This window comes from Microbacterium sp. AC035 (assembly GCF_979258485.1).
The window spans coordinates 1,618,725-1,644,097 of record NZ_OZ409858.1 but is presented as its reverse complement, the minus strand read 5'-3'; the positions used below and the strand labels follow the sequence as shown (position 1 = coordinate 1,644,097).

26 protein-coding genes and 1 tRNA gene are annotated in these 25,373 nt (G+C 67.9%); 12 read left to right on the top strand and 15 right to left on the bottom strand.

The features are described from left to right. Positions 1–16 precede the first annotated feature (16 nt). From ACZ0AA_RS08005 to ACZ0AA_RS07990, 4 genes are all read right to left on the bottom strand, one after another. Entirely contained in the window at positions 17–826 is an 810-nt protein-coding gene (locus ACZ0AA_RS08005) for an ABC transporter permease (protein WP_400865463.1), read from the bottom strand. Next, on the bottom strand, positions 823–1,734 hold the full coding sequence (locus ACZ0AA_RS08000) for an ABC transporter ATP-binding protein (protein ID WP_463512613.1): 912 nt from the start codon (positions 1,732–1,734) through the stop codon (positions 823–825). Before ACZ0AA_RS08000 ends, ACZ0AA_RS08005 begins: the two co-directional genes overlap by 4 nt. A gap of 103 nt (positions 1,735–1,837) precedes the next feature. Next, positions 1,838–2,221, bottom strand: a complete 384-nt coding sequence (locus ACZ0AA_RS07995) for an MmcQ/YjbR family DNA-binding protein (protein ID WP_463512612.1) — start codon at positions 2,219–2,221, stop codon at positions 1,838–1,840. Positions 2,222–2,223: 2 nt separating this feature from the next. After that, complete coding sequence (locus ACZ0AA_RS07990; RefSeq protein ID WP_463512611.1) at positions 2,224–2,877, bottom strand: SOS response-associated peptidase family protein; 654 nt, start codon at positions 2,875–2,877, stop codon at positions 2,224–2,226. A gap of 75 nt (positions 2,878–2,952) precedes the next feature. On the opposite strand from ACZ0AA_RS07990, the gene ACZ0AA_RS07985 reads away from it, so the two are divergent. Beyond that, positions 2,953–3,894, top strand: a complete 942-nt coding sequence (locus tag ACZ0AA_RS07985; protein WP_400865453.1) for a DMT family transporter — start codon at positions 2,953–2,955, stop codon at positions 3,892–3,894. Between the two features lies 1 nt (position 3,895). On the opposite strand, the gene ACZ0AA_RS07980 is transcribed toward ACZ0AA_RS07985, so the two are convergent. Then, entirely contained in the window at positions 3,896–4,483 is a 588-nt protein-coding gene (locus ACZ0AA_RS07980) for a nitroreductase family protein (protein ID WP_400865450.1), read from the bottom strand. Beyond that, positions 4,480–4,884, bottom strand: coding sequence for a peptide-methionine (R)-S-oxide reductase MsrB (gene msrB / locus ACZ0AA_RS07975; protein WP_400865447.1), 405 nt, complete (start codon positions 4,882–4,884; stop codon positions 4,480–4,482). The genes ACZ0AA_RS07980 and msrB overlap by 4 nt, the downstream gene beginning before the upstream one ends. A gap of 68 nt (positions 4,885–4,952) precedes the next feature. On the opposite strand from msrB, the gene ACZ0AA_RS07970 reads away from it, so the two are divergent. The 4 genes from ACZ0AA_RS07970 to groL all read left to right on the top strand — a co-directional run bounded on the left by ACZ0AA_RS07970 (position 4,953) and on the right by groL (position 8,601). Continuing rightward, the gene (locus tag ACZ0AA_RS07970) at positions 4,953–5,945 is read left to right on the top strand and encodes a DUF2332 family protein (RefSeq protein ID WP_463512610.1); all 993 of its coding nucleotides are present in this window, start codon (positions 4,953–4,955) and stop codon (positions 5,943–5,945) included. Positions 5,946–5,954: 9 nt separating this feature from the next. Further along, complete coding sequence (locus ACZ0AA_RS07965) at positions 5,955–6,212, top strand: DUF3263 domain-containing protein (protein ID WP_400865443.1); 258 nt, start codon at positions 5,955–5,957, stop codon at positions 6,210–6,212. Positions 6,213–6,280: 68 nt separating this feature from the next. Further along, a complete protein-coding gene (locus ACZ0AA_RS07960; protein WP_400865440.1) occupies positions 6,281–6,859 on the top strand; it encodes a LytR C-terminal domain-containing protein in 579 nt (192 codons plus the stop codon). A gap of 122 nt (positions 6,860–6,981) precedes the next feature. Further along, the gene (groL, locus tag ACZ0AA_RS07955) at positions 6,982–8,601 is read left to right on the top strand and encodes a chaperonin GroEL (protein WP_042539806.1); all 1,620 of its coding nucleotides are present in this window, start codon (positions 6,982–6,984) and stop codon (positions 8,599–8,601) included. Between the two features lie 74 nt (positions 8,602–8,675). Here groL and ACZ0AA_RS07950 read toward each other — a convergent pair whose 3' ends face one another. The 6 genes from ACZ0AA_RS07950 to ACZ0AA_RS07925 all read right to left on the bottom strand — a co-directional run bounded on the left by ACZ0AA_RS07950 (position 8,676) and on the right by ACZ0AA_RS07925 (position 15,309). Continuing rightward, a complete protein-coding gene (locus tag ACZ0AA_RS07950) occupies positions 8,676–8,963 on the bottom strand; it encodes a WXG100 family type VII secretion target (protein WP_400865437.1) in 288 nt (95 codons plus the stop codon). Between the two features lie 151 nt (positions 8,964–9,114). After that, positions 9,115–10,812, bottom strand: coding sequence for a sensor histidine kinase (locus ACZ0AA_RS07945; protein ID WP_463512609.1), 1,698 nt, complete (start codon positions 10,810–10,812; stop codon positions 9,115–9,117). 56 nt (positions 10,813–10,868) lie between these two features. Then, positions 10,869–11,555 (bottom strand): response regulator transcription factor, encoded by a 687-nt coding sequence (locus ACZ0AA_RS07940; RefSeq protein WP_042539813.1) that lies wholly within the window; start codon positions 11,553–11,555, stop codon positions 10,869–10,871. A 100-nt stretch (positions 11,556–11,655) separates the two neighbouring features. After that, complete coding sequence (locus ACZ0AA_RS07935) at positions 11,656–13,296, bottom strand: DNA repair helicase XPB (RefSeq protein ID WP_400865431.1); 1,641 nt, start codon at positions 13,294–13,296, stop codon at positions 11,656–11,658. Between the two features lie 11 nt (positions 13,297–13,307). Continuing rightward, on the bottom strand, positions 13,308–15,023 hold the full coding sequence (locus tag ACZ0AA_RS07930) for a helicase-associated domain-containing protein (RefSeq protein WP_400865428.1): 1,716 nt from the start codon (positions 15,021–15,023) through the stop codon (positions 13,308–13,310). 10 nt (positions 15,024–15,033) lie between these two features. After that, positions 15,034–15,309, bottom strand: coding sequence for a multidrug ABC transporter ATPase (locus ACZ0AA_RS07925; RefSeq protein WP_400865425.1), 276 nt, complete (start codon positions 15,307–15,309; stop codon positions 15,034–15,036). A 139-nt stretch (positions 15,310–15,448) separates the two neighbouring features. On the opposite strand from ACZ0AA_RS07925, the gene ACZ0AA_RS07920 reads away from it, so the two are divergent. Then, positions 15,449–15,829: a cold-shock protein gene (locus ACZ0AA_RS07920; protein ID WP_400865422.1), complete on the top strand. Its 381-nt coding sequence runs from the start codon at positions 15,449–15,451 to the stop codon at positions 15,827–15,829. Continuing rightward, a complete protein-coding gene (locus ACZ0AA_RS07915) occupies positions 15,813–16,520 on the top strand; it encodes a DUF3027 domain-containing protein (RefSeq protein WP_463512608.1) in 708 nt (235 codons plus the stop codon). The genes ACZ0AA_RS07920 and ACZ0AA_RS07915 overlap by 17 nt, the downstream gene beginning before the upstream one ends. Before the next feature lie 70 nt (positions 16,521–16,590). Here the strand turns inward: ACZ0AA_RS07915 and serC are convergent, their stop codons facing one another. Next, the gene (gene serC, locus ACZ0AA_RS07910) at positions 16,591–17,703 is read right to left on the bottom strand and encodes a phosphoserine transaminase (RefSeq protein WP_400865416.1); all 1,113 of its coding nucleotides are present in this window, start codon (positions 17,701–17,703) and stop codon (positions 16,591–16,593) included. Between the two features lie 99 nt (positions 17,704–17,802). On the opposite strand from serC, the gene ACZ0AA_RS07905 reads away from it, so the two are divergent. The 4 genes from ACZ0AA_RS07905 (at position 17,803) to ACZ0AA_RS07890 (ending at position 20,531) form a co-directional block, all read left to right on the top strand. Beyond that, positions 17,803–18,504, top strand: coding sequence for a metal-dependent transcriptional regulator (locus ACZ0AA_RS07905; RefSeq protein WP_290159458.1), 702 nt, complete (start codon positions 17,803–17,805; stop codon positions 18,502–18,504). 289 nt (positions 18,505–18,793) lie between these two features. After that, positions 18,794–19,588 (top strand): M23 family metallopeptidase, encoded by a 795-nt coding sequence (locus ACZ0AA_RS07900; protein ID WP_463512607.1) that lies wholly within the window; start codon positions 18,794–18,796, stop codon positions 19,586–19,588. Between the two features lie 330 nt (positions 19,589–19,918). Continuing rightward, positions 19,919–20,416 (top strand): HNH endonuclease, encoded by a 498-nt coding sequence (locus ACZ0AA_RS07895; protein WP_400865410.1) that lies wholly within the window; start codon positions 19,919–19,921, stop codon positions 20,414–20,416. A gap of 41 nt (positions 20,417–20,457) precedes the next feature. Further along, positions 20,458–20,531, top strand: a tRNA-Arg gene (locus tag ACZ0AA_RS07890). On the opposite strand, the gene ACZ0AA_RS07885 is transcribed toward ACZ0AA_RS07890, so the two are convergent. After that, positions 20,493–22,205: a 2-isopropylmalate synthase gene (locus tag ACZ0AA_RS07885; protein ID WP_463513833.1), complete on the bottom strand. Its 1,713-nt coding sequence runs from the start codon at positions 22,203–22,205 to the stop codon at positions 20,493–20,495. The genes ACZ0AA_RS07890 and ACZ0AA_RS07885 overlap by 39 nt on opposite strands. Positions 22,206–22,461: 256 nt before the next feature. Here ACZ0AA_RS07885 and ACZ0AA_RS07880 point away from each other — a divergent pair, with 256 nt between their 5' ends. Then, entirely contained in the window at positions 22,462–23,130 is a 669-nt protein-coding gene (locus ACZ0AA_RS07880; protein ID WP_463512606.1) for a FadR/GntR family transcriptional regulator, read from the top strand. Positions 23,131–23,146: 16 nt separating this feature from the next. Here ACZ0AA_RS07880 and ACZ0AA_RS07875 read toward each other — a convergent pair whose 3' ends face one another. Then, positions 23,147–25,333: an MMPL family transporter gene (locus ACZ0AA_RS07875; protein WP_400865405.1), complete on the bottom strand. Its 2,187-nt coding sequence runs from the start codon at positions 25,331–25,333 to the stop codon at positions 23,147–23,149. Positions 25,334–25,373: the final 40 nt, after the last annotated feature.

Genomic DNA, 25,373 nt, shown 5'->3' with positions numbered 1-25,373 from the left:
TCATGCGATCTCGAGATCACGCATCGCGCGTGCGGAGCACGGCCCAGGCGGCGAGCATGCCCGCTGCGACCCAACCGCCCAGCGTGAGATATGCGACCGGACCCTCGAGAGCAGCGCCCTCGGGGAGGATCGCGCTCTGCGCCGCGGCGACCGGGAGATAGCCCGCGGCGTCCATGACCCAGGCCCATGCCTCACCGGCGACCGCGAAGAAGCTCGCCACGATCGGCAGCACGAAAAGCAGGCCGACGGTCGCGGCGATCGCTCCCGCTCCCGAGCGCAGGATGAACCCGAACGCCACCCCGATCAGGGCGAACACGGCCATCGCGAGAGAGGAGACCACGATGGGCAGGATCGACGCTGAGGGGTCGCTCCAGTCGATGCTCTGATCGCGCGAGGCGACGACCGCGGAGACGGCCACGGCGGCTGCAGCGAAGATGACCAGCGAGGACACGAACATGAACAGACCGACCACGACCGCCTTGGCACCCAGCACGGATCCGCGCTTCGGGTTGGCCGCGAGCGTCGAACGGATCATTCCGGTCGAGTACTCGCCCGTCACCGAGATCGCGCCGAGGATGCCGGCGAGCAGCATCGTGAACTGGATCGGCATGACGACGGCCTGAATGGGTTCGAAACCCGGCAGGTCGATCGCCTGGGCGATGAGCACTGCGATGCCGATGGTGAGGATCGCAGCGATGCCGATCGACCACCAGGTCGAGCGCAGCGTCGAGAGCTTGATCCACTCGCCGCGTACGGCGCGGACGAACGTGAGCCGCCGACCGGTGTCGACGTGCTGGCGCGTGAGGGCGGGAGCCTGGACGGTCATGAGATCTCCTTCGTCCGGTACTCGACCGAGTCGCCGGTGAGCGCGAGGTAGGCGTCTTCGAGCGATCCGGTGGTCGGGGTGAGTTCGTGCAGGGGGATGCCGCGATCGGCGGCGAGATCGCCGATGCGCGAGGCGGGCAGCCCGACGATGTCGAGCAGGTCAGGAGCAGAGCTCACGATCTCGACCGAGGGGCCGCCCACCGCTGCGGCCAGATCAGCCGCGCGGGGAGTGCGGACGCGCACGGTGTTCGTGGTCCAGGCGCGCACGAGCTCCTCGAGTGGAGCGTCTGCGAGCACCTGCCCTCGGCCCATCACGATGACGTGATCGGCGGTCTGCGCCATCTCGCTCATCAGATGGCTGGAGAGCAGCACCGTACGTCCCTCGGACGCCGCGTGACGGACGAACTGGCGCACCCAGCGCACGCCCTCCGGGTCGAGCCCGTTGACCGGCTCATCGAGGATCAGAGTGTGCGGGTCTCCGAGCAGGGCGGAGGCGATTCCGAGCCGCTGCCCCATGCCGAGCGAGAACTTGCCCGCGCGCTTGCGGGCCACGGGGGCGATGCCTGCGAGATCGATGACCTCGTCGACGCGGGATGCGGGGATGCCGTGGGTCGCCGCCATCGCACGCAGGTGATTGCGTGCGGTGCGTCCGGTGTGCACCGCCTTGGCATCGAGAAGCACTCCCACCTCCGTGAGCGGGGCACGGAGTTTGCGGTATTCCCGTCCTGCGACGGTCGCGGTGCCCGAGGTCGGCCGGTCGAGGCCGACGATCATGCGCATCGTGGTGGACTTGCCCGCGCCGTTCGGTCCGAGGAACCCCGTGACCGTGCCCGGCTGCACCGTGAACGACACGTCCTGGACGGCTGTCTTGTCTCCGAATCTCTTCGTGAGGCCTTCTGCTGTGATCATGTCTACGACGCTATCGAGCGTCGGCTCGCCGCCGCGTCCTCCCTGGGTACCGTTCCTCGGGCACCAGGCATCATCCTCTCGGCGGATGGCGTGGACCGGACGCTCAGTCGGCGGGGCGCCCGAACAGCTCCGGGTCGACCGGCCGCTGCGCGCGGGGGAGCTTCTCGACCACCAGCCGGTACGACTCGGTGACGAGTTCGGTCACGAGGTCGTCTTCGAGCGACGGCCCCGGCATCAGGGTGATCCAGTGCTTCTTGTTCATGTGGTAGCCGGGCACGATGTCGGCGAACGTCTCTCGCAACGCGACGGAGTCGTCGGGGTGCGACTTGAGTGTCACGCGTCCTGTGCCATCGAGGGGGATCAGCAGGAACACGCGCCCTCGCACCTTGTAGACGTCCCACTCGGGGCCGAACGGATTGTCTCGCTCCGCTCCGGGGAGCTCTTCGGCGCGCGCGGTGGCTGCGGCGCCCAACTGTCTCGAATCCATCCTCAGAACAGCCGATCCGCGCCCTTGTCGTCCGCGCGGGGCGCGGCCTGAACGCGCTCATCGAACGCGGCTGCCGCGAGCAGAGCCTCGTCGAGGATCTCCTTCGTGGGCTCCGCTGTCAGCCAGTCCTCGCTCAGCTCGGCGGGGATCAGCAGCGGCATCCGATCGTGGATGCCTGCGAGATGAGGGGGAGCCGGGCGCATCACGATCGAGTAGCAGGTGAAGGACTCGCCGTCGGCCGTGCGCCCTCGCTGGGTGACGGCCGCCATGCCGAAGAGCGCACCGTCGTCGACGACGAACTCGTGCCAGACGCGCTCGGGCTTCTTCATCTCGTACCAGCTCGTCGCGGGCACGAGAGCGCGGGTCTTCAGCCCGCCTGGGCGCTCCTGCAGGCGCTCGGAGCGGGTGTTGATCGACGGGAACTTCGAGGGCTCTCCGCCGATCAGGAACCCCCACCAGCCGGACTCGAGCACGGGCTCGGCCTCGGGCTGCACCACGATCGGGTTAAGGTTGCGCAGATTCTTGCCCGTGGGGCGGACGGTCTCGCGCGCGTTCTGCTCGGCCCAGCCCCTAAGCCCGTCGAGCACTGCCTCGTCGGCGGCGGCCAGGAGCTCGGTGTCGGTGAACCGGGGGTCAAGTCCATAACTCGCGCACATGCCGTCAGGGTACGCCCGGCCACTGACATCGTGCACCGGAGGGGATGGCGAACCGGGCTCGGCTAGGGTCGTCAGGTGACCCAGGCCCGTCGACTGTCCCCGCCCCTCGCACTCGGCGGAGCAGTGGCGATCGGCGTCATGACGGCCATCCAGGCGCGCATCAACGGCGTGCTGGGGGTCGAGGTCGACAACGGCATCGTGGCCGGCCTCATCTCCTTCTCGGTGGGCCTCGCCGCCCTCGCTGCGGTGATCGTCTGCATCCCCTCAGCGCGGCGAGGTGTCGGACGCCTGCTCGGCGGCATCCGTGATCGGACGATCCCGTTCTGGATGCTGCTCGGCGGTGCCTGCGGCGCGCTCACCGTCTCGACTCAGGGAATCACCGCCGGGGTGCTCGGTGTCTCGCTGTTCACGGTCGGAGTCGTCGCAGGGCAGACGCTGCACGGGCTCGTACTCGACAGAATCGGGTTCGGTCCTGCCGGAGTCGTCGCGATCACGCCGGGGCGTGTGCTGGGCGGAGCGCTCGCTCTCTCCGCGGTGGGCATCTCGCTGAGCGGAGACGTGCTGGCCGCTGCGCCGCTCTGGATGCTGCTGCTGCCTTTCGCCGCGGGCGTAGGCATCGCCTGGCAGGCCGCGACCAACGGTCGTCTGGCGCAGCGCGTGCGCTCGCCGCTGGCCGCGACGTTCATGAGCTTCATCGCCGGAACCGTCGCCCTGCTCGTCGCTGCAGGCGTCAGCGTCGCGGTGCGCGGTGTGCCGGACGCGCCGCCGACCGCGCCTTGGCTGTACCTCGGCGGCGTGCTCGGCGCCGCGTACATCCTGCTCGGCGCTTTCATCGTCGCGCACACCGGGGTGCTGCTCATGGGGCTCGGGTCGGTGCTGGGTCAGCTCGCGACCTCGGTGATCATCGACCTGATCTGGCCCGCCGCCGCGGGCCCCGCGCCCTGGCAGATCGTCGGGATGGTCATCGTCGCCGTGGCATCCGTCGCCGTCGCGGTGCCTCGTCGGCGGCGTCGCTGACCTACTTCTTCTGCTTCTGCTTCTTCTTCGCTTTCGGCTCCGGCTCCGGCTGGGGCTTCGGCATCCGTGTCACGAGGCTGCGGGCATCGACGGGCTTGCGGCGACCGGGCCTGCGGCCTGCGGGCTTGCCGCCCACGTACAGCCAGCCGAGCAGCTCCTCGTTCTTTCCGAGGCCGTGGGCTTTCGCGACGGCCTTCGAGCGCGTGTAGTGGCCGGTGCGCCACAGCACGCCGAAGCCGGCCTCGTCGAGCAGCAGACTGAGCATGTGCGCGACGCCCGACGCGACGGCCTCCTGCTCCCAGCGCGGGACCTTCTCGCTCTTGCGGTAGCTGGCGACCACCGCGATGAGCAGCGGAGCGCGAAGCGGCTTCGACGACGGGGACCTGTCGCCCTCGGCCTTCGCGATCGCTGCGCCCAGCAACTCTCGGTCGGATCCGCGCAGCTCGATCAGTCGCCACGGGCGCAGCGAAGAGTGGTCGGCGACGCGACCGGCGGCCGCGACGAGTTTCAGCAGCTCGTCACGCGACGGCGCCTCGTCGGTGACCTTCGAAGAGGACTGCCGTGCGCGAACGGCCTCGAGGGCGCTCACGACTCTTCGGGCGTGAAGTTCAGGGCGATGGAGTTCATGCAGTAGCGGTCACCGGTCGGGGTGCCGAAGCCGTCGGGGAAGACGTGGCCCAGGTGCGAGCCGCAGTTCGCGCAGCGCACCTCGGTGCGCACCATTCCCAGGGTCGTGTCCTCGATGAGCTGCACCGCGTCGGGCCGGATCGACTCGTAGAAGCTCGGCCACCCGCATCCGGAGTCGAATTTCGTGCCGCTCTTGAACAGCTCGGCACCACAGGCGCCGCAGGTGTAGAGGCCGGCACGGCCCTCGTCGAGCAGCTCGCCCGTCCAGGCGCGCTCGGTCGCAGCTTCGCGAAGCACGGCGTACTGCTCCTCGCCGAGCTCGTCGCGCCATTCTTCTTCGGTCTTGTCCACGCTGTACGACATTGGTCCTCCTGGGGTCTGCTCCATTCTCTCGCGTTCAGAGGTGCTCGGCGTCGCGAGACAATGGATGCATGACGGATGCCGTGCGACTGCGCTATCGGCGCTTCGCCGACGACGAGGCGCCGGGGCGCAGCGACCTGTACGCCGAGTGGGCGTCCGGTGTGGCGGAAGACCCCGAGATGCAGCGGGTGCTTGCTCGGATTCCGGAGAATCGCAGGCAGCCCCCGCTCGTGTTCGCCGTGACGCGGATGCTGGGCGTGGGACTCGCTCGCTACGACGTGTGGCGTGCGTTCGTGCTCTCCCGGGCCGACGAGATCGTGAGGGAATGCGGCGATCGGCGGCTGCAGACCAATGAGCCGCTCCGACTCGCCCCGCTGCTGCCGGTGCTGTCCGAGATCGACGGACCCATCGCCCTGCTCGAGGTGGGAGCCTCCGCCGGTCTGTGTCTCTACCCGGACCGCTACTCCTATCGCTTCGTCGGAACCGACGGCGCGGTGCGCGCGTCACTCGATCCGACGGACGGGCCGAGTCCCGTCGTGCTGCAGAGCAGAGTCGACGGACCGCTCCCCGCGATGAGGATGCCGAACGTCGTCTGGCGCGCCGGCATCGATCTCGTGCCGCTCGACGCGCGAGACGACCGCGACCGACGTTGGCTGCAGGGACTCGTCTGGCCGGGGGAGGAGGGGCGCGAGCAGCGGGTGAGAGCGGCGCTCGACGTCGTGGCATCCGATCCGCCCCGACTCGTACCAGGCGACGCCCTCGAGAGGATCGACGCACTCGCCGCCGAAGCGCCGCGGGACGCCACCCTCGTGATCACGACGCCCGGCGTGCTCGTGCACATCCCTCGGGAGAGCCGCACGGCGCTCATCGAGCGCATCAGAGGTCTCGACGCGCGCTGGGTGACCATCGATCCTCCGTCGCTGCTGGACGTATGGCAGCCGCCTGTGGCCGCCGAGGCGTGGCCCGGCTTCGTCGTCGCGCTCGACGGCGACGTGCGAGCGGCTGCCGACCCGCTCGGCAGATGGTGGGAGTGGCGCACCGGAGTCGGCGCTGCCGCGCCCTAATCTGGTCACATGCTGGGAGATCTGAGCGAGCGGGATCGCGCCATCCTCGCGCTCGAAACCGCATGGCCGCGGCACGGTGGTGCGAAAGAAGAGGTCATCCGTGCCCAACTGGGCATGAGTGCGGCCCGCTACTACCAGCTGCTCGGTCGCCTGATCGAGTCCGAGGCGGCGCTGGAATACGACCCGATGCTCGTGAGACGGCTGCGTCGCCTCCGTGACGCGCGGTCCTTCCAGCGTGCCGCACGCACGCCCGGCTTCGTGGGCTGAGGACCGTCGCGTTCCGCATCGGCGCCTCTCGATGCGGATACACGGGTCGGTGCCATTAGCATCGAGGAGTGTCAAAGCTCAGCCGAGATCGATTCGACGACGTCCCCCGATCGTCCGGACGCGTCGGAGCGCATCGCGCCGAAGCCCCGGGGATGAACGGCTGGGTGGTCCTTCTCTGGTCGTTCGTGGCCGCGCTCGTGCTCATCATCGGGGGCATCTTCGGCTCGCTCGTGGTGATGGGGCGCATCAGCCTCTTCCCGGAGGCCGTGCCCACAGCGAGCCCGGCGCCCGTCGAGACCGGGGTCGTCGACGTCACCTATTCGGTGATGATCCTCAACGCCTCGCCGGACGAGGGCTTGGACGAGCAGATGCGGGACCTGCTCATCAACAACGGCTGGGCCGCCGATGTCGTGTTCGCGAGCGACAGCGCGAGCCAGGACTTCTCGACGACGACCGTCTATTACGTCGCCGAAGAGGATGAGCTCGCCGCCCTCGGCCTCGCGAACCTGATCGGCGGCGCCGAGGTCGAGCAGAGCGACTTCTACTCGGATCTGAACGACACGGGAGCGAAGCAGCTCACGGTCGTCATCGGACTCGATCGGGCGACGACCGCGCCTGAGACGCCCGCAGACACCCCTGCCCCGTAGACCGCCGCGCGGTCCGTCCGCGCAGCTTGCACTCGATGGGGTCGAGTGCCAGAATGGCGTTAGCACTCTCTCACTCTGAGTGCTAAACCCAACGTCTACGTCCAGGAGGGACGAAAAAACTCATGGCAAAGATCATTGCTTTCGATGAGGAGGCCCGACGCGGCCTCGAGCGCGGCCTCAACATCCTCGCCGACGCTGTCAAGGTGACCCTCGGCCCGCGCGGCCGCAACGTCGTGCTGGAGAAGAAGTGGGGCGCCCCCACGATCACGAACGACGGTGTCTCCATCGCCAAGGAGATCGAGCTCGACGACCCGTACGAGAAGATCGGCGCGGAGCTCGTCAAGGAGGTCGCCAAGAAGACCGACGACGTCGCAGGTGACGGAACCACCACCGCCACGGTGCTCGCTCAGGCTCTGGTCCGCGAAGGCCTGCGCAACGTCGCAGCCGGCGCCGACCCGATCTCGCTCAAGCGCGGCATCGAGAAGGCCGTCGCGGCCATCACCGAAGAGCTCCTCGCCAGCGCGAAGGAGATCGACTCCAAGGAGCAGATCGCCGCGACCGCTTCGATCTCCGCTGCTGACCCCGCCATCGGCGAGCTCATCGCCGAGGCGATCGACAAGGTCGGCAAGGAAGGCGTCGTCACCGTCGAGGAGTCGCAGACCTTCGGCACCGAGCTCGAGCTCACCGAGGGCATGCGCTTCGACAAGGGCTACCTGAACCCGTACTTCGTGACGGACCCGGAGCGCCAGGAGGCCGTCTTCGAAGACGCGTACATCCTCATCGCGAACCAGAAGATCTCGAACATCAAGGACCTTCTGCCCATCGTCGACAAGGTGATCCAGGACGGCAAGGAGCTCGTCATCATCGCCGAGGACGTCGAGGGCGAGGCTCTCGCCACTCTCGTGCTCAACAAGCTCAAGGGCATCTTCAAGTCGGTCGCCGTCAAGGCTCCCGGCTTCGGCGACCGTCGCAAGGCGCAGCTGCAGGACATCGCGATCCTCACCGGTGGTCAGGTCATCACCGAAGAGGTCGGCCTGAAGCTCGAGAACGCCACGCTCGACCTGCTGGGTCGTGCTCGCAAGGTCATCGTCACCAAGGACGAGACCACGATCGTCGAGGGTGCCGGTGAGGCAGACCAGATCGAGGGTCGCGTCACGCAGATCCGTCGCGAGATCGAGAACACGGACAGCGACTACGACCGCGAGAAGCTGCAGGAGCGCCTCGCCAAGCTCGCCGGTGGCGTCGCCGTCATCAAGGCGGGAGCTGCAACCGAGGTCGAGCTCAAGGAGCGCAAGCACCGCATCGAGGATGCTGTTCGCAACGCGAAGGCAGCCGTCGAAGAGGGCATCGTCCCCGGTGGTGGCGTCGCCCTGATCCAGTCGGGCACCAAGGCTCTCGACGCTCTCTCGCTCACGGGCGACGAGGCGACCGGTGCGAACATCGTTCGCGTCGCGATCGAGGCTCCGCTCAAGCAGATCGCTCTCAACGCCGGTCTCGAGCCGGGTGTCGTCGCGAACAAGGTCTCCGAGCTTCCCTCGGGCCAGGGCCTCAACGCGGCAACGGGTGAGTACGTCGACATGTTCGCCGCAGGCATCATCGACCCGGCGAAGGTGACCCGCTCGGCTCTGCAGAACGCAGCGTCGATCGCGGCTCTCTTCCTCACCACCGAGGTCGTCGTGGCTGACAAGCCCGAGAAGGCTGCTGCCCCGATGGGCGACCCGTCGGGTGGCATGGACTTCTGATCCACCTGCACTGACAGAAACGCCCCGACCTAGGTCGGGGCGTTTCTGCGTTCACGGGTGATCCGACCCGAGGATCAACGGAACAGACTCGCCGAGTACTGATCAGCGTCCGCATACTGCGTAGCCGCGCTGCCCAGTGAGTGCCCGATCGACTCGAGAACCTGCTCGACGTGCAGCTGTGCCCCACGCCACTCCTCGGCACATGACTGGAATGCGGCTGACGCGGTGCCGACCCACGATGACTGCAGCTGGGTGAGCTGAGACATGAGCGTCGCGGACTCGGTCTGCAGACGCTCCATAGTGGCCAGCGCGGCGCCTTGGGCGGCACCTACGGCTTCGGTGTCGACGGTGATGACGGACATGGGAACTCCTCTCGATTGGTGCTCTGACCATAGGGGAGAGGAGTTCACCGGATGAGGGTGAGTGGGGACGCCCCGACGCCCGCTGTGGAGAACCTGCGCCGGCATGCCGCCGTGCAGGAGCGCCGTGCCGGAGTGTTGGGAGGAGGAGTGGTCAGAGGTCCAGTCGCTCGAGCGGCTGGGTGTCCTCGAGGAGGTGAGCGGGTGTCGCGCGCGAGGGGGCGAGGGGCAGTGTGACGGTGAAGGTCGCTCCGCCCCCCGGCGTCTCAGACACCGCCACGCTTCCGTGCAGCGCCTTCACGATCGATGAGACGATCGCGAGCCCGAGCCCCGACCCGCCGGTCTCGCGTGCCCGCGAGGTGTCGGCACGCCAGAAGCGCTCGAAGATCTGCTCGCGGATCTGGGGCGGGATTCCCTCCCCGTGGTCGACGATCGCGATGCTCGCCGTTCCCCGCACGCGATCCGCGTCGACGACGATCTCGATCGGGCTCTCCTCGGGTGAGAAGCGTCGCGCGTTGCCCAACAGGTTGGTGACCACCTGACGCACCTTGTTCTCTTCGCCGAGCACGATCGGAGGGGTGCGAACGGGGATGTCCGCGGCTTCGGTGAAATCGATCGCGGGCACGTCTGTCGCGGAGCTGCGCGAGCGTCGCCGCAGACGCGCGAGCGTCCCGCGTGAGAGTCCACGCGGAGCGGGAGTCTCGGGCGGGGCGGGGATGACAGGCGTCGACCGGGTGGTGACGTCGATCAGCGGGGCTTCGACCGTCCGGTCGACGACGGTGACGGTGCGTGCCGGAGCCGCGGCCCGCAGGTCGAGGGCGGCGTCGCGCGCGATGGGCCTGAGATCGAGCGCCTCGATCTCAGGTTCACGCTCTTCATCGAGACGCGCGAGTGCGAGAAGGTCTTCGACGAGCACACCCATGCGGATCGCCTCCTTCTCGATGCGCTCCATGGCGCGGGCGGTGTCTTCCTCGCCCTTGATCGCCCCCATCCGGTAGAGCTCGGCGTACCCGCGCACGCTCACCAGGGGCGTGCGCAGTTCGTGGCTGGCGTCGCCGATGAAGCGCCGCATGTGCTGCACGGTGCGGTCCCGCTGCGCGAGCGAGCCGTCGACCCGATCGAGCATCGTGTTGATCGCGCTGTTCAGGCGTCCGACCTCGGTGGTCGGCTCGAGATCGGTGAGACGCTGCGTGAAGTCTCCTGCGGCGATCGACATGGCCGTGGACTCGACCTGCCCGAGGCGTCTGAACGTCAGCGTCACGAGCCCGCGGGTGAGCAGAGCAGCCAGGAAGATGGTGACGAAGGCGACGGTGATGTAGATGCCGAAGTACTGACTGATGATTCGGTCTGCGTATTCGAGCGGCATCGCGACGATCTGGATCCGCAGCGATCCGTCACCTTCGCCGGGCACTCGCGCCACGGCCGCACGGAAGCTCGATCCCTCGGTGCCTTCCATCGTGAACGGAGTGTCCTCGTTCGCCTGCACGTCGAGAGGCGAGTAAGTGGCGGGGAAGAGCGGCTTCCCGTTCGCGGAGTTCCCGGTGGTCGTCTGCAGCACGCCCTCGGCGTCGTAGATGGCGACGAAGAAGTCCCTGGGCGAGTCCGTCGGCGTGTAGACGGCCTGGCCGTCTTCGACGGTCACGTCGAAATAGCGATCCGCGAGATCAGCCGACACCAGCGCAGGCAGCTGCTGGTCGATGTTGACGATCAGCGAGTTGCGCAGGATGGGGACGGTGCCGAGACCGGCGGCCAGCAGCCCCAGTGCAAGCACGGCGACGGTCACACCGGTGACCTTCGCGCGAAGGCTGATGGACCGCCACCAGCGGGTGATCGCGTCAGGCTTGTGCGCCATGCGGACCTCCCTGGAGACGGATGCTGTGCGGCGTCAGCGTGCGGCGGTGAGCCGGACTACTTGCCGACCTTGAGCATGTATCCGAAACCGCGCTTCGTCTGGATCACCGATTCCTCGGTGTGCGGGTCGATCTTGCGACGGAGGTACGAGATGTAGCTCTCGACGATGCCGGCATCCCCGTTGAAGTCGTACTCCCACACGTGGTCGAGGATCTGCGCCTTCGACAGCACCCGATTGGGGTTGAGCATCAGATAGCGCAGCAGCTTGAACTCGGTCGGGCTGAGCTCGATCGACTCCTTGCCCACGTGCACGTCGTGGGTGTCCTGATCCATCGACAGCTCGCCGGCGCGGATGATCGACTCCTCATCGGCCTGCATGGTGCGGCGCAGGATCGCCTGCGCGCGGGCGACGATCTCATCGAGGCTGAACGGCTTGGTGACGTAATCGTCGCCGCCGGCGTTGAGTCCCTCGATCTTGTCGTCGGTGCCGTCCTTCGCGGTCAGGAACAGGATCGGCGCGGTGAAGCCGGCGCCGCGAAGACGCTTGGTCACGCTGAAGCCGTTCATGTCCGGAAGCATGACGTCGAGGATGATGAGGTCCGGCTCCTCCTCGAGCACCGCCGAGATGGTGGCGGCGCCATTGGCCACCGTCTTCACCTGGAACCCGGCGAAGCTGAGACCCGTTGAGAGCAGGTCGCGGATGTTGGGTTCGTCGTCGACGACCAGGATGCGCGCATCAGTCATGTCCCCATTATGGTGACTTCGGCCATGCGGATGCTGATTATCCGTCGGAGCGGCGCTTTCGCCCTCCGCGTAGCGGGGCTGCGTGGAGGGTCGGAGGCGGTCAGGCCGCGATCGCGTCGGCGTCCATGATCGTGTAGCTGTATCCCTGTTCGGCGAGGAACCGCTGACGATTCTGCGCGTAATCCTGGTCGATCGTGTCGCGCGCGACCAGCGTGTAGAAGCTCGCGGTACGACCGGACTGCTTGGGGCGCAGCAGCCTGCCGAGGCGCTGGGCCTCCTCCTGTCGGGAGCCGAACGAGCCGGACACCTGGATGGCGACGGATGCCTCGGGGAGATCGATCGAGAAGTTCGCGACCTTCGACACCACGAGCAGCGAGATCTCTCCCTCGCGGAACGCGCGGTAGAGCTCTTCGCGCTCGTCGATCGGCGTGGCGCCCGTGATCTGCGGCGCGTTCAACGACTGCGAGAGGGAGTCGAGCTGGTCGAGGTACTGGCCGATCACGAGGATCCGCTCGTCCTTGTGCTTCTCGATGAGCTCTCGGACAGCCGCGATCTTCGCGGGTGCGGATGCGGCGAGGCGGTAGCGCTCATCGTCTGTCGCGGCGGCGTACTCGAGCCGATCGTCCGGCGGCAGGTCGACCCGCACCTCGTAGCAGACGGCGGGGGAGATGAACCCCTGAGCCTCGATCTGCTTCCACGGAGCGTCGAAGCGCTTGGGGCCGATCAGGCTGAACACGTCGCCCTCCCGGCCGTCTTCGCGGACGAGCGTGGCGGTGAGGCCGATCCGGCGTCGAGCTTGGAGGTCGGCGGTCAGCTTGAAGACGGGCGCGGGGAGCAGATGCACCTCGTCGTAGACGATGAGGCCCCAGTCGAGGGCGTCCAGCAGAGCGAGGTGGGCGTACTCGCCCTTCCGCTTCGCCGTGAGGATCTGGTAGGTCGCGATGGTGACCGGCTTGACCTCCTTGGCCTGACCGGAGTACTCGCCGATCTCCTCGGGAGTGAGGCTCGTGCGCTTGAGCAGCTCGTCGCGCCACTGTCGGGCCGAGACCGTGTTGGTCACCAGGATCAGGGTGGTCGTCTTGGTCGCGGCCATGGCGGCGGCGCCGACGATCGTCTTTCCCGCGCCGCACGGCAGCACCACGACGCCGGAGCCGTCCTTCGAGAATGCGTCGACCGCATCCTGCTGGTACGGGCGGATCTGCCAGCCGTCCTCGGCGAGCTCGATCTCGTGGGGAGTTCCGGGGGTGTACCCGGCGAGGTCCTCGGCCGGCCAGCCGATCTTCAGCAGCTCCTGCTTGATCTGGCCCCGCGCCCATGCGTCGACCACGAAGGTGTCCGGAGCCGGGTGTCCGATCAGCAGCGGCTGGATGCGCTTGTTGTTCGCGACCTGGGCGAGCACGGCGGGGTCGGTCGACCGCAGGATCAGCGTTCCCTCGTCGTCACGCTCGATCACGAGGCGGCCGTATCGGTTCACGGTCTCGCGCAGGTCGACGGCGACCGAGGGAGGCACGGGGAAGCGCGACCAGCGGTCGAGCGTCTCGAGCATGTCCTCGGCGGTGTGCCCGGCGGCCCGCGCGTTCCACAGTCCGAGCCGCGTGATCCGGTAGGTATGGATGTGCTCAGGAGCGCGCTCGAGCTCGGCGAAGATCGCCAGTTCGTGGCGGGCGCTCTCAGCGTCGGAGTGGGCGACTTCAAGCAGCACTGTGCGATCGCTCTGGACGATCAGGGGTCCATCAGACATAGCTGTCCAGTTTACTGGGGTATCACGACGGCGGCGCGGATGCTCGACACCGGAAGCGTGCGTTCGACATCTGCCGCGCGATCCCGACCGCGGAGGCGCCCTCCGCCGAGCCCGGTGGCCTCGAGGATCAGCTCTCTCGTGGAGCCGTCCGGCATGCCGACGCTCACGCGGAGCACCGCCTTCGCCCGCACGGCGGCCTCGAGCTCGCGGTCGAGCCAGGCGGCATCCGCATCCGGCCCCTGATGCGAACGCATCGCGGAGATGAGTGACGAATAGTCGGGCGAGGGGTCGGGTGTCGCGTCGGCGATCGGATTCCGCTCACCGGCGATCGGGCGTCCGTCATCGTCGACGAGCGTCGCGGGGTACCGAGCGTCTGTCAGCGCCCAGTACACGGTGTCACGCCCCACGCGTGTCGTCAGAGAGGCGACGTGTTTCGTGAGGGCGAGCGGGCGCAGTCCCTGGTCGACGGCCATCGCCTCGATCAGATGCTGGTCGCTGCTCTCGATGCGCGTCCGCCCGGTCTCGGGGTCGGTCGACACCCGGACCAGTCCGTGCCGCTGCGCGGTCTGAGTGACGAGGTAGCGGAGCGGCTGAGGGATGCCGGTGAGCGAGAGCGCTTCGAGGAACTCGAGGATCGACTGTTCGGTCTCACCGGCGACGAGCGCGTGGGCGACCGATTCGGGGGTGAAGCGATAGGTGGAGGCCTGCGCCGCCGACTCTCTCGCGGCGATCGTGCGCAGCCGCACGTCGAGCCCGGGGGCGAGCGGGCCGGGCGAGATGGCGCTCAGATCATTCTGGAGGAAGATGCGATCGACCTCGTTCGGAAGCAGCGCGATGAGGGCGGCGGCGTCGACGGCCCCGCCTCGGCGGATCGATGCCGCCCATGCGGTTTCGCTGCCGCCGTCGGCGATCAGCCCGAGCAGGCGGGCGCGCTCGAGCAATGCGGCGCTGCGATCGGCCCAGGAAGGGTCCCACGGGTGCGCTTGCGCCCAGGTCGTCATGGGAAGCCACCCGCCGTCCGACGCGCGCACCCCGCGGGGCAGGGCGTCGCGGAATCCCTCCACGAGCGCGCTCCACCGATCGGCCACAGAGGATCGCAGCCACTCCTCGGTCCGCGGCGTGGTGCGCAGCCTGCGAGCGTCGGGTGCGACGAGGCCCGAGTCGATCGCGCTGGCGATCAGAGCGTCGATCGACTCGGCGGAGACGCCCGATTCGCTGAGCTGCCGCTTCTCTCCCGCACTGACGTTGCCGCCGGCGAGCAGCGTGAAGGGCTTCTCCCGCGCGAGGAGCAGCAGATCGGCGAGCGCGGAGACCGTGGTGAAGGCCCGTTCGGCCGCATGAGCGGTCTCGGAATCGGTCGCGGGCGTCGGCGCCGAGACGCTGAGCGGAGTCGGCTCGGGGCGATCTGCGATGGCGGAGACGACCGGCGGGAAGGGCGTGCCGTCGGGGCGCAGCAGGGCGAGGCCCTCGAGCGTCCCGCGATGCCCGGAAGCGGCCGGGGCTGTGGTCGGGGCGGTCGCGGCCGCGAGAAGCGCAGCGGCCTCGCCATGCGTCAGCGTGGGCAGGACCCGCGCGATCGACGCCGGATCGAGGAGAGCCTCGGCGGCGTCGAAGAAATCCTGCCAGCTGGCATCGGTGCGCACGCGTCGTGCCGAGAACAGGGAGGTGAGCTGCTCGTCGCTCGCCGCAGAGAGCCATTCGGCCAGCGGTCGGGCGTGCGTGCTCATGCCGGATACCTCAGGGCCGCGATGCCGCGCGCCCCTTGCGGATGAAGCTCATGGCGAGGAGCACGATGATCATGACGAACGCGGCCGGAAGCCCCCAGTACGGGATCGCCGCGATGAACGGCCAGGCTCCGGCGCCGAAGTCCTCCTGCTGCATGCCGACTGCGGTGCCGATGATGATGGCGAAGAAGCAGATGATGGACGCCGCGGCGAGTCCGAGTGCCGTGAACGCCAGGATGCGATCGATGCGGCGAACGGGAACCTCAGGTTCGGGACTCTTGGTGCTCATCCGTCTCAGCCTAGTCGTTGCGGGGTCCGACGGTTCCGCATCGTGACCTACGGATTCCCCGCCCCGCGACCGGTAGGCTGGGGGTGGCCGCACACGTGCGTCCGATCCAGCTCCACACCGACTCAGCGAGGTTTCTCCCATGCCCACCGGCAAGGTCAGGTTCTACGACGAAGACAAGGGTTTCGGCTTCATCGCCAGCGATGACGGCCAAGACGTCTTCCTGCACGCTTCTGCCATGCCCGCGGGCGCGGCCGTCAAGGCGGGCGCACGTGTGGAGTTCGGTGTCGCCGACGGCAAGCGCGGCCTCCAGGCGCTGTCCGTCCGGGTGCTCGAAGCCCCGCCGAGTCTCGCGAAGGCGAAGCGCAAGCCCGCAGATGACATGGCGATCATCGTCGAGGACCTCGTGAAGCTCCTCGACGGGATGGGCGGCGATCTGCGACGCGGCCGGTATCCCTCGTCGGCTCAAGGCCGCAAGATCGCGGCAGTTCTGCGCAAGGTAGCCGATGACCTCGAAGCCTGAGGTGGACCAGCGTCTGATCGACGCTCACGATCTCGCGCTCGCCGCGCTGCACGAGATCACCCCGCCGTCGACCGTCGGACCCGCCGCCGATTACATCCCGGAGGAGGGTGGCTCGGTGTCTCTGCGCTTCGAGAACCGACTTCCCGGCTATCCAGGCTGGTTCTGGACCGTCACGGTCGCGCGCGTCGACGATGCGGAGCCGACGGTGCTCGAGCTCGAGCTGCTGCCGGGCGACGGAGCTCTGCTCGCGCCCGAATGGGTGCCGTGGGCCGAGCGCCTGGCCGAGTATCGCGCGCACCAGGTGGAACTCGCGGAGCAGGCAGCCGCGGCCGCTGCGGACGGTGCGGATGCGGCCACGATCGACGCCGAGTCCGACGAAGATGTCGATGACATCGACGACGAAGACATCGACGACGATGACGATGACGACGACGACCTCGATGACGACGAGCTCGCCGCCGAGCCGCGCGTGCTGCATGCGGGCGATCTCGATGGAGTCGACATCGACGAACTCGATGACTCCGCTGCCGACGACGACGAGGATGACGACTCGGACGACGAGGACGACGAGGACGACGACGACGACTCGGACGACGAGGACGACGACGACTCGGACGACGAGGACGACGACGACGACTCGGACGACGACGACGACGACGACTCGGACGAGGACTCCGACGACGAGGAGTGACCGTCCTCGGGGACGGATCAGAAAAGGGGCCGCGTGTGAACGCGGCCCCTTTTCTCGTCGATGCCCGGCGTCAGGCGCCCTGCTGCTCGAGCACGTAGTCCAGAGCGCGAGTGAGCTGGCGGACGTCGTCCGGTTCGATCGACACGAAGGTCGCGACCCGCAGCTGATTGCGGCCGAGCTTGCGGTAGGGCTCGGTGTCGACGATGCCGTTGGCTCGGAGGGTCTTCGCGACGGCCGCCGCGTCGACGCCGGCGTCGAAGTCGATGGTCACGACGACGGGTGAGCGGTGAGCCGCATCCGTGACGAACGGTGTCGCCACGCGGGACGCCGATGCCCAGTCGTACAGGATCCCAGAGGATTCCGCAGTGCGGGCGCCGGCCCACGACAGGCCGCCGTTCGACAGGATCCAGCTCAGCTGGCTGTCGAGCAGGTGCAGGGTGGTCAGCGCCGGCGTGTTCAGAGTCTGGTTGAGTCGCGAATTGTCGACGGCGTTCTTCAGGCTGAGGAACTCCGGGATGTATCGATCGGAGGCCGCGATGCGCTCGATGCGGTCGACCGCGGCGGGGGACACGGCGGCGAACCAGAGGCCTCCATCCGAGCCGAGGTTCTTCTGAGGCGCGAAGTAGTAGACGTCCGCCTGGGCGGAGTCGAAGTCGATGCCGCCGGCAGCGCTGGTCGCATCGATGACGGTCAGAGCGCCGTCGGCCGTCACGCGTTCGATGGGGGCAGCGACACCTGTGGACGTCTCGTTGTGGGGCCAGGCGTAGACGTCGACCCCCTCGACGACCTCTGCGGCCGAGCGCGAACCCGGCTCGGACTTGCGCACATCGGGCGCCTCGAGCCACGGAGCTGCTGCAGCGGCGGCGAACTTGCCGCCGAACTCGCCGAATACGAGGTTCTGACTACGGCGCTCGATCAGGCCGAAGGCCGCGGCATCCCAGAACGCCGTCGAACCGCCGTTGCCGACGATGATCTCGTATCCCTCGGGAAGGCGGAACAGTGCAGCCAGCTGCTCGCGGACGCTGCCGACCAGGTTCTTGACCGGCGCCTGACGGTGCGAGGTGCCGAGCAGGGTCGGCGCCGCGGCGAGCAGCGCATCGAGCTGCTCGGTGCGCACCTTCGAGGGACCGCAGCCGAAGCGGCCGTCAGCGGGCAGGAGGTCACGGGGAATCTCGATCGCCATGCGTCGATTCTACGGCGTGAGCCACGGGCGCCCTCACCTCATGACGCCCTGATGTCCGTGCGGGAATGTAGGCTTGCCTAAGAAGACCCGGAGGCCCACATGACGGACTTGATCGACACCACGGAGATGTACCTCCGCACCATCCTCGAACTCGAGGAGGAGAACATCGTGCCGCTGCGTGCGCGAATCTCGGAGCGTCTCGGCCACTCGGGGCCGACGGTCTCCCAGACGGTGGGACGCATGGAGCGCGACGGTCTCGTCGTCGTGTCCGAGGACCGCACCCTCGAACTGACGGATGCTGGTCGCCGCAAGGCTGTCAACGTCATGCGCAAGCACCGGCTGGCCGAGCGGCTGCTGTCGGACGTGATCGGTCTCGACTGGGCGTATGTGCATGAAGAGGCCTGCCGCTGGGAGCACGTCATGAGCGAGCAGGTCGAGCGTCGACTCGTCGAGCTGCTGGGGCACCCGACCGAGTCTCCGTACGGCAACCCGATCCCCGGGCTCGACCAGCTGGGAGACACCCCGGCGCGCACCTTCGACGAGGGTGTCATCGGGCTGGTGCAGAAGCTGAACGCCGCAGGCGCTCCCATCGACGGCACCGTGCGCCGTCTCGCCGAGCCCGCTCAGGTCGACCCCGAACTGCTCGAGCAGCTTCGCGACGCGGGTGTCGTTCCGGGCGCGAAGGGCGACTATCGCTTCAACGAGGGGTACGTCCTCATCCAGATGGAGGGCAAGGAAGACGGCCTGGAACTCCCGGTCGAGCTCGCCTCGCATATCTTCCTGGTCGGCGAACCCGCCTGATCCTCGAGGCCGATCGCCCCGAGATCCGCGTGATTCCGCCTCTCCGAGGATTGCCAGGTTCGTGGGGTGACAGGATCGTTATCTTCCGGTAACCTCGGACAAGTCGTCGAAGAAGCCCGCTGATGACACCCGAGAGGACTCGCCTTCCAGGCTCGTCGACCTCTCGGTCAGACCGCACAACGTACCCGAGATACATTCGTGCCACGAGAGCAGAGTGCCGACGAGCCAGCGCTACCCGAGCGCGCAGGCGCTGGAGGATCAAGTTTTGGCCAAAGACATCGAATCGCCCGTGAAGACAACTGAAGATCGAACAGTCGCCCGCAGCTCACGCAGCAGGGTCGACGCCCGCAAGGTCGTCAAGCCCTTGCGTTCGATCGCCATCTTCGGGGCCGTCGGTGCTCTCGTCGCCGCTGTCGCTCTTCCCGCCTATGCCGCGACGAAGCCGGCCGAGGAGGCGACGACGCTCCAGCAGATGGCTGCCGTCGATGCCCAGTCCCTGGTCGTCGCCTCGGACGCCACAGCCGCCCCGCTCAGCCGCGGCACGTTCACCGCGACGACTCCGGGCGAGATCGAGAAGAAGAAGGCGGAAGAGGCCGCTGCGGCTCGCGCGGCCGCCGCCGCCGCCTCGATCGCCTCGACGTCGGGCACCAAGATCGACACCGGTCGCTACGCTCTGGTGTCGCCCGGCTCCGGCGAGGTGCGGTATCCGCTTCCGCAGGGGTCCTACAACGTCAGCCGCACGGTCGGCGGTGCCCACCAGGGCGCCGACATGCTGGCGCCGGCTGGAACCCCGATCTATGCAGCCGCCGCGGGCGTGGTGCGTGCCTCGGCAGAGAGCATCGGCGGATACGGCGTCGCAGTCATGCTCGACAGCGTCGTCGGCGGTCAGCGTGTGCAGACCACGTACGGCCACATGATCTACGGCTCGCGCCAGGTCCAGGCCGGCCAGACCGTCGCCGCAGGCCAGCTGATCGGCTTCGTCGGCAGCACCGGGCGTTCGACGGCCAACCACCTGCACTTCGAGGTCTGGGTCAACGGCGGGCTCATGGAGCCGATCGCCTGGCTCGGGGCCAACGCGGGCTGATCGCGCGCCACCTTCCTCGCATCCTCGCGGACACGCCTCCGCGAGTTCACCCGCAGTTTCGCCTTCGGGTCCTCCCGATGGGTTAGCCTGAACCCGTTGTCGCACAGGCGGGAGAAGCTGATGGAGCGAATATCGAGCATCCGAACCATGGATGCCCTCGGTCGTCACGTCCTTCGGCATCGTCCGCAGGGACACCACGGCGTTGCCGTGCGTATGAGGCGCTGTCTGTAGACAGCGCCTTTTTTCATCCCTGCGAACGCCTCCGCTCCGTGCGGCTTCGTGTGAGTCGAGAGTGCCGGGAAGCCGTCCCGGCGGATCGAGAGGATGACGATGCGCACACTTGTACTGAACGCAGGATACGAACCGCTCGCGATCGTGTCGTTCAAGAGAGCTCTGGTCCTGGTCATGAATGACAAGGCGACGGTCATCGAACGTGTCGAGGACGACCCCGTCTGGGGCAGTCACGGCGTCTACGACCGCCCTGCCGTCATCGTCCTCTCGCGTTACGTGCGCATTCCCTCCAGCAGGCGGGTGCCGGTGACCAGGCGCGGAGTCCTGCGCCGCGACAATCACCGGTGCGGCTACTGCGGCAAGGCGGCGTCGACCATCGACCACGTGATGCCGCGCTCGCGGGGTGGAGCCGACTCGTGGGAGAACCTGGTCGCCTGCTGTCTGCGCTGCAACAACACCAAGAGCGACCGCACTCCGCAGGAGATGCGCTGGGAGCTGCGCTTCGCGCCGCGCCCTCCTCACGGCACCGCGTGGACCGTGCGGGGCACTGAACGGAGCGACCCGAGATGGGAGCCGTACCTCGCGCTGGCGGCGTGAGCGGATGGCGGGGGCGAGGGTGCCTCTAGAATGGAATCCTCGCCCCCGTAGCTCAGCAGGATAGAGCAGCCCTCTCCTAAAGGGCAGGTCGCTGGTTCGAATCCAGTCGAGGGCACACCTCAGTCAGGCTGCTCGATGCCGCGCGCATGACCGCCTCGAAGCTCGCCTCGAGCACCGAGTCTGCTCGCCCCGCCGTCCACGTCGTGCCGCGGGAATTGCGGTACTCGAGCAGAGTGAGAGCATCCGCGCTGCTCCCTTCGCCGATGCTCGTCTGATGGAGCGCGAGGATCTCGAGAGTGATCCCTGCGTCTGCGAGTGCAGAGACCAGTCCGGCGACCGGGCCTTCGTCGGTCGTCGTGTGCACGTGCCGGTCGTCGCCTTCCCTCAGGGTGATCGTCAGCCGCGAACCATCCATCCGATAGTGATCGAGTGCGAGTCGCTCCTCCACCGGCGGCGAGAGGTACGTGCGCTCGAAAAGCGCCCAGAGGTCCGCGGGGGACACCTCGTCTCCGACTGCATCGGCGTGCGACTGCACCGTGCGGGCGAAATCGATCTGCAGGCGTCGCGGGAGCTCCACTCCGAACTCGGTCTCGAGCAGGTAGGCGATGCCGCCCTTCCCTGATTGGGAGTTCACTCTGATGACGGCGTCGTAGCTCCGGCCGAGGTCTACGGGATCGATCGGCAGATAGGGGACGAGCCACTTCTCGTCCCGGGGAGAGGCACCCGCTTCCTCGGCGCGGGTGCGGTGCTCCGCGAGCCCTTTGCGGATCGCATCCTGGTGTGTGCCGCTGAAGGCGGTGTGCACGAGATCGCCGACGTAGGGGTGACGGGGGTGCACCTCGATGCCGTTGCAGTACTCGACGGTGCGACGGATCTCGTCGATGTCTGAGAAGTCGATCATCGGATCGATGCCCTGCGCGTGCAGGTTGAGCGCGAGAGTCGCGATGTCGACGTTGCCGGTGCGCTCGCCGTTGCCGAACACGCATCCCTCGACGCGCTGCGCACCCGCGAGCACGGCGAGCTCGGCGCAGGCGACACCGGTGCCGCGGTCGTTGTGCGGATGGACCGACAGGATCACGCCGTCTCGCCGGGCCAGATTCCGGTGCATGTACTCGATCTGGTCGGCGTACACATTCGGCGTCGCGACCTCGACGGTCGCGGGTAGGTTGAGGATGACGGGACGCTCCGGGGTGGCATCCCAGAGTGCGGTCATGGCATCGCAGACGTCGAGCACGTAGTCCGGTTCGGTCAGGTTGAAGACCTCGGGCGAGAACTGGAACCGGATGTCAGGACGATCTCCCGTCAGTTCGAGCACGTCCTTCCCTGCGCTCAGGATCAGGTCTCTGAGTTCCGCGCGGCTGCGTCCGAGCACGACATCGCGCCACGTGGGAGCGGTCGCCGTGTACACGTGGATGACGACGGGATTTCGCACTCCACGCACCGAGTCGATGGTCCGCTCGATCAGGTCTCGGCGGGCCGCCGTGAAGACGACGATCGTGACATCCTCCGGGGCGAGATCCGACGAGGCCAGCAGCCTGACGAAGTCGTAGTCGGTCTGCGACGCCGACGGGTACCCGACCTCGATCTCCTTGTAGCCCATCGCGACCAGCAGTTCGAAGAATCGACGTTTGCGCTGCGGGTCCATCGGCTCAGCGAGCGCCTGATTGCCGTCTCTCAGATCGACGGGAACCCACAGCGGGGCAGCGGTCAGCACTCGCGACGGCCACGCGCGGTCCGTGAGCGGGACAGTGACGCGGTCGAACACGGAGGCGTAGCGATGCGAGGGCATCTGAGATGCCCGCTGACGATTCCACGACGGCGATGCCTCGGGAACCGGGCCGACGGGTGTGGCGATGGTGGGGAATGACGTGGACACGAGTGCTCCTGTGGGCGGCGTCGAGAGGAGGGGACCGGCGGCGCTGACTGCCCCACGACGGGCAGCCGGTCGGCTACGTCCCGTCGTGGCGGAGAAGGAGGAGGAGATCGCGGGTCACGGCTTCACCGTAGCAACTCCTCAGACAAGTTGACAAGTTAGGATGATCTGCATGGCGCAGATCCACCGCACTCCGCTCGCCGATCAGGCGGCCGACATCCTGTTGGAGCGCATCGGCTCCGGTGAGTGGCAGCTGGGACACAAACTCCCTGGGGAGACGACGCTGGCCACTCAGCTCGGGGTCGGACGATCGACGGTCCGTGAGGCCATCCGCCAGCTGGCCGGTCGCGGCGTGCTCGCGACTCGTCAGGGGTCAGGGGTTTTCGTCACCGCACTCGAAGCGCCGGAGGACTGGGATGCGGTGCTCCGCCGTGCTGACATCATCGCGGTCATCGAAGCGCGCACGGCGATCGAGACAGAGGCGTCCGTTCTGGCCGCCGAGCGCCGAACGGCATCGGATCTGCGGCTCATCCGGCGAGCTCTCGACGGACGGAGAGCACACCCGCCCGGGGTGGAGGCCCACGTCGATGCGGACACCGCGTTCCACCGCACCATCGTCGCGGCCGCCCACAATCCGATCCTCCTGGAGCTGTTCGACGGATTCACGCCGCGGCTGCGTCAGGCGATGGTCGAGATGCTCCGGCTGCGCGTGGATGACGGCGGCCAGGACGATGACGACCGCCACGCACGACTCGCAGACGCGATCGCGGCGCGGGATTCAGTCGCGGCGGCTTTCGAGAGCCGCAGTCACCTCGCTGACCTCGCGCGCGCTCTCTCCTGAGCCAGAGCCGGCGCGATCAGTCACGACCGCTCCGCCACAGCTTCGACGGCCACCAGATCACCCGACCCAGGTCGTAGGCGAGAGCAGGCACGAGCAGCGAGCGCACCACGAACGTGTCGAGCAGCACGCCGAACGCGACGATGAACGCGAGCTGTGCCAGGAACAGGATCGGGATCACCGACAGGGCGGCGAAGGTCGCAGCGAGCACGAGACCGGCGGAGGTGATCACGCCTCCGGTGATCGAGAGCCCGCGAAGGACTCCCTCGCGCGTGCCGTGCTCGAGGGACTCCTCACGCACTCTCGTCATCAGGAAGATGTTGTAGTCGATGCCGAGCGCGACCAGGAAGACGAACCCGTACAGCGGTACGGCGGGGTCTGCGCCGGGGAAGTCGAACACGCCGTTGAACATCAGCGCAGAGACGCCCATGGCCGTGCCGAACGACAGCACGGTGGTGATGATCAGAAGCACCGGTGCGAGGATCGACCGCAGCAGCAGCATGAGGATGAGCATGATCACCACGAGGACGACCGGGATGATCAGGTTGCGATCGTGGATCGAGGCATCGTTGGTGTCGATGGCGGTCGCGGTCACTCCTCCCACCAGCGCATCGATCTCGTTCAGCTCGCCGCGCAGATCCCGCACGGTGGCGGCAGCCGCATCCGAGTCGGCCGCGTCGGTCAGGGTGCCCTGGAGCAGGACCTCGCCGTCGACGACCGTGGGCTCGGGGACGGGGGTTCCCGGCGGGCCGACAGCGACGAGTCCGTCTTCGGTGACCGTCGCCGTCCCGCTCGGAGAATCGGCAGCCGTCACCGAGACGCCGTCGACGCCGTCGTCGGCGAGCAGCACGTCGGCGGCATCCTGGAGCCTGTCCTCTGCGACGACCACATACACGGGGCTGCCGGAACCGCCGGGGAAGTGCTCGCCGAGCGCAACCTGTCCGTCGCGTGCTTCGGAGGCGCCGAGCACGAGGTCGGACTGCGGCACGCCTGCGGCGTTGAGCTGCAGCACACCGGAGGCGCCGGCGAGCAGCACGAGGGTGGTGACGATCCAGATGACGCGCGGACGCTTGGTGATCAGGTGCGCGAGTCGAGCCCAGACCCCCGTCTTGCGCATGCCGTGCTCTTCGGCGACGACCTCGGGCTCGAACTTCGGGCGCCGTGGCCAGAACACCGCGCGGCCGAAGAGCAGCAGCAGCGCGGGAAGAAGCGTGAGCGCCGCGAGCATCGCGAACACGATTCCGATCGCGGCCACGGGCCCGAGCGTGCTGTTGGACTTGAGGTCGCTGAGCAGCAGGCACAGAAGACCGGCGATGACGGTGCCGCCCGAGGCGACGATCGGCTCGAACGACCCCTTCCACGCCGCGAGAACGGCTGTTCCCTTGTCGTGAGCGACGCGGAGTTCTTCACGGAACCGAGCCACGAACAGGAGGGCGTAGTCGGTGGCCGCTCCGATGACCAGGATGAACAGGATGCCCTGGGTCTGGCCGCTGAGCAGCAGCACCTCGAACTTGGCCAGCCACCAGACGACGAGCAGTGCCACGCAGAGCGCGAACAGGCTCGTCGAGAGCACGACGATGGGCAGCAGGAACGAGCGGTAGACGAGCACCAGGATGACGAGCACCGCGAGAAGGGCGACGCCCAGCAGCAGCCCGTCGATGCCGGCGAACCCGGCCACGAGATCGGCACTGAACCCTGCGGGCCCGGTGATGTAGACCGTGACGCCGTCGGGCGCGGCGTCCCGCAGCTGTGCGCCGAGTGCATCGATCGCATCGGCGAGCTCCGCGTCACCCTCGATGGGGATGAACGCCTGCACGGCCTTGCCGTCCTCCGAGGTCAGAGCGGGGGAGACGTCCTCGCTCACTCCCTCGACGGATGGCGCGTCGGCCACGGCATCCGAGATGGTCTGGATGTCCGACTCCGACAGCTCGTCATCGGCGACGAAGACGGCGATCGCCGGGATGGCGTCGCTGTCGTTGAACTCACCGAGCAGCTTCTGCACCTGAGTCGCATCAGCCGATTCGGGCAGGTAGCTCGTCTGATCGTTCGACGAGACCTCGTCGACCTTGCCGAACAGCGGACCGCCGAGACCCGCCCCGACCAGCCACACCAGGATGAGGGCGACGGGGATCAGGACGCGCGCCCAGGAGTGTCGCCGGGTGCGCACTCGGGTGGGTGGGACGGGCGCGTGCTCAGGGCTGGACATCAGGTTCCTCTCGGAAGGTGCAGGGGTGGGGATCAGCGGT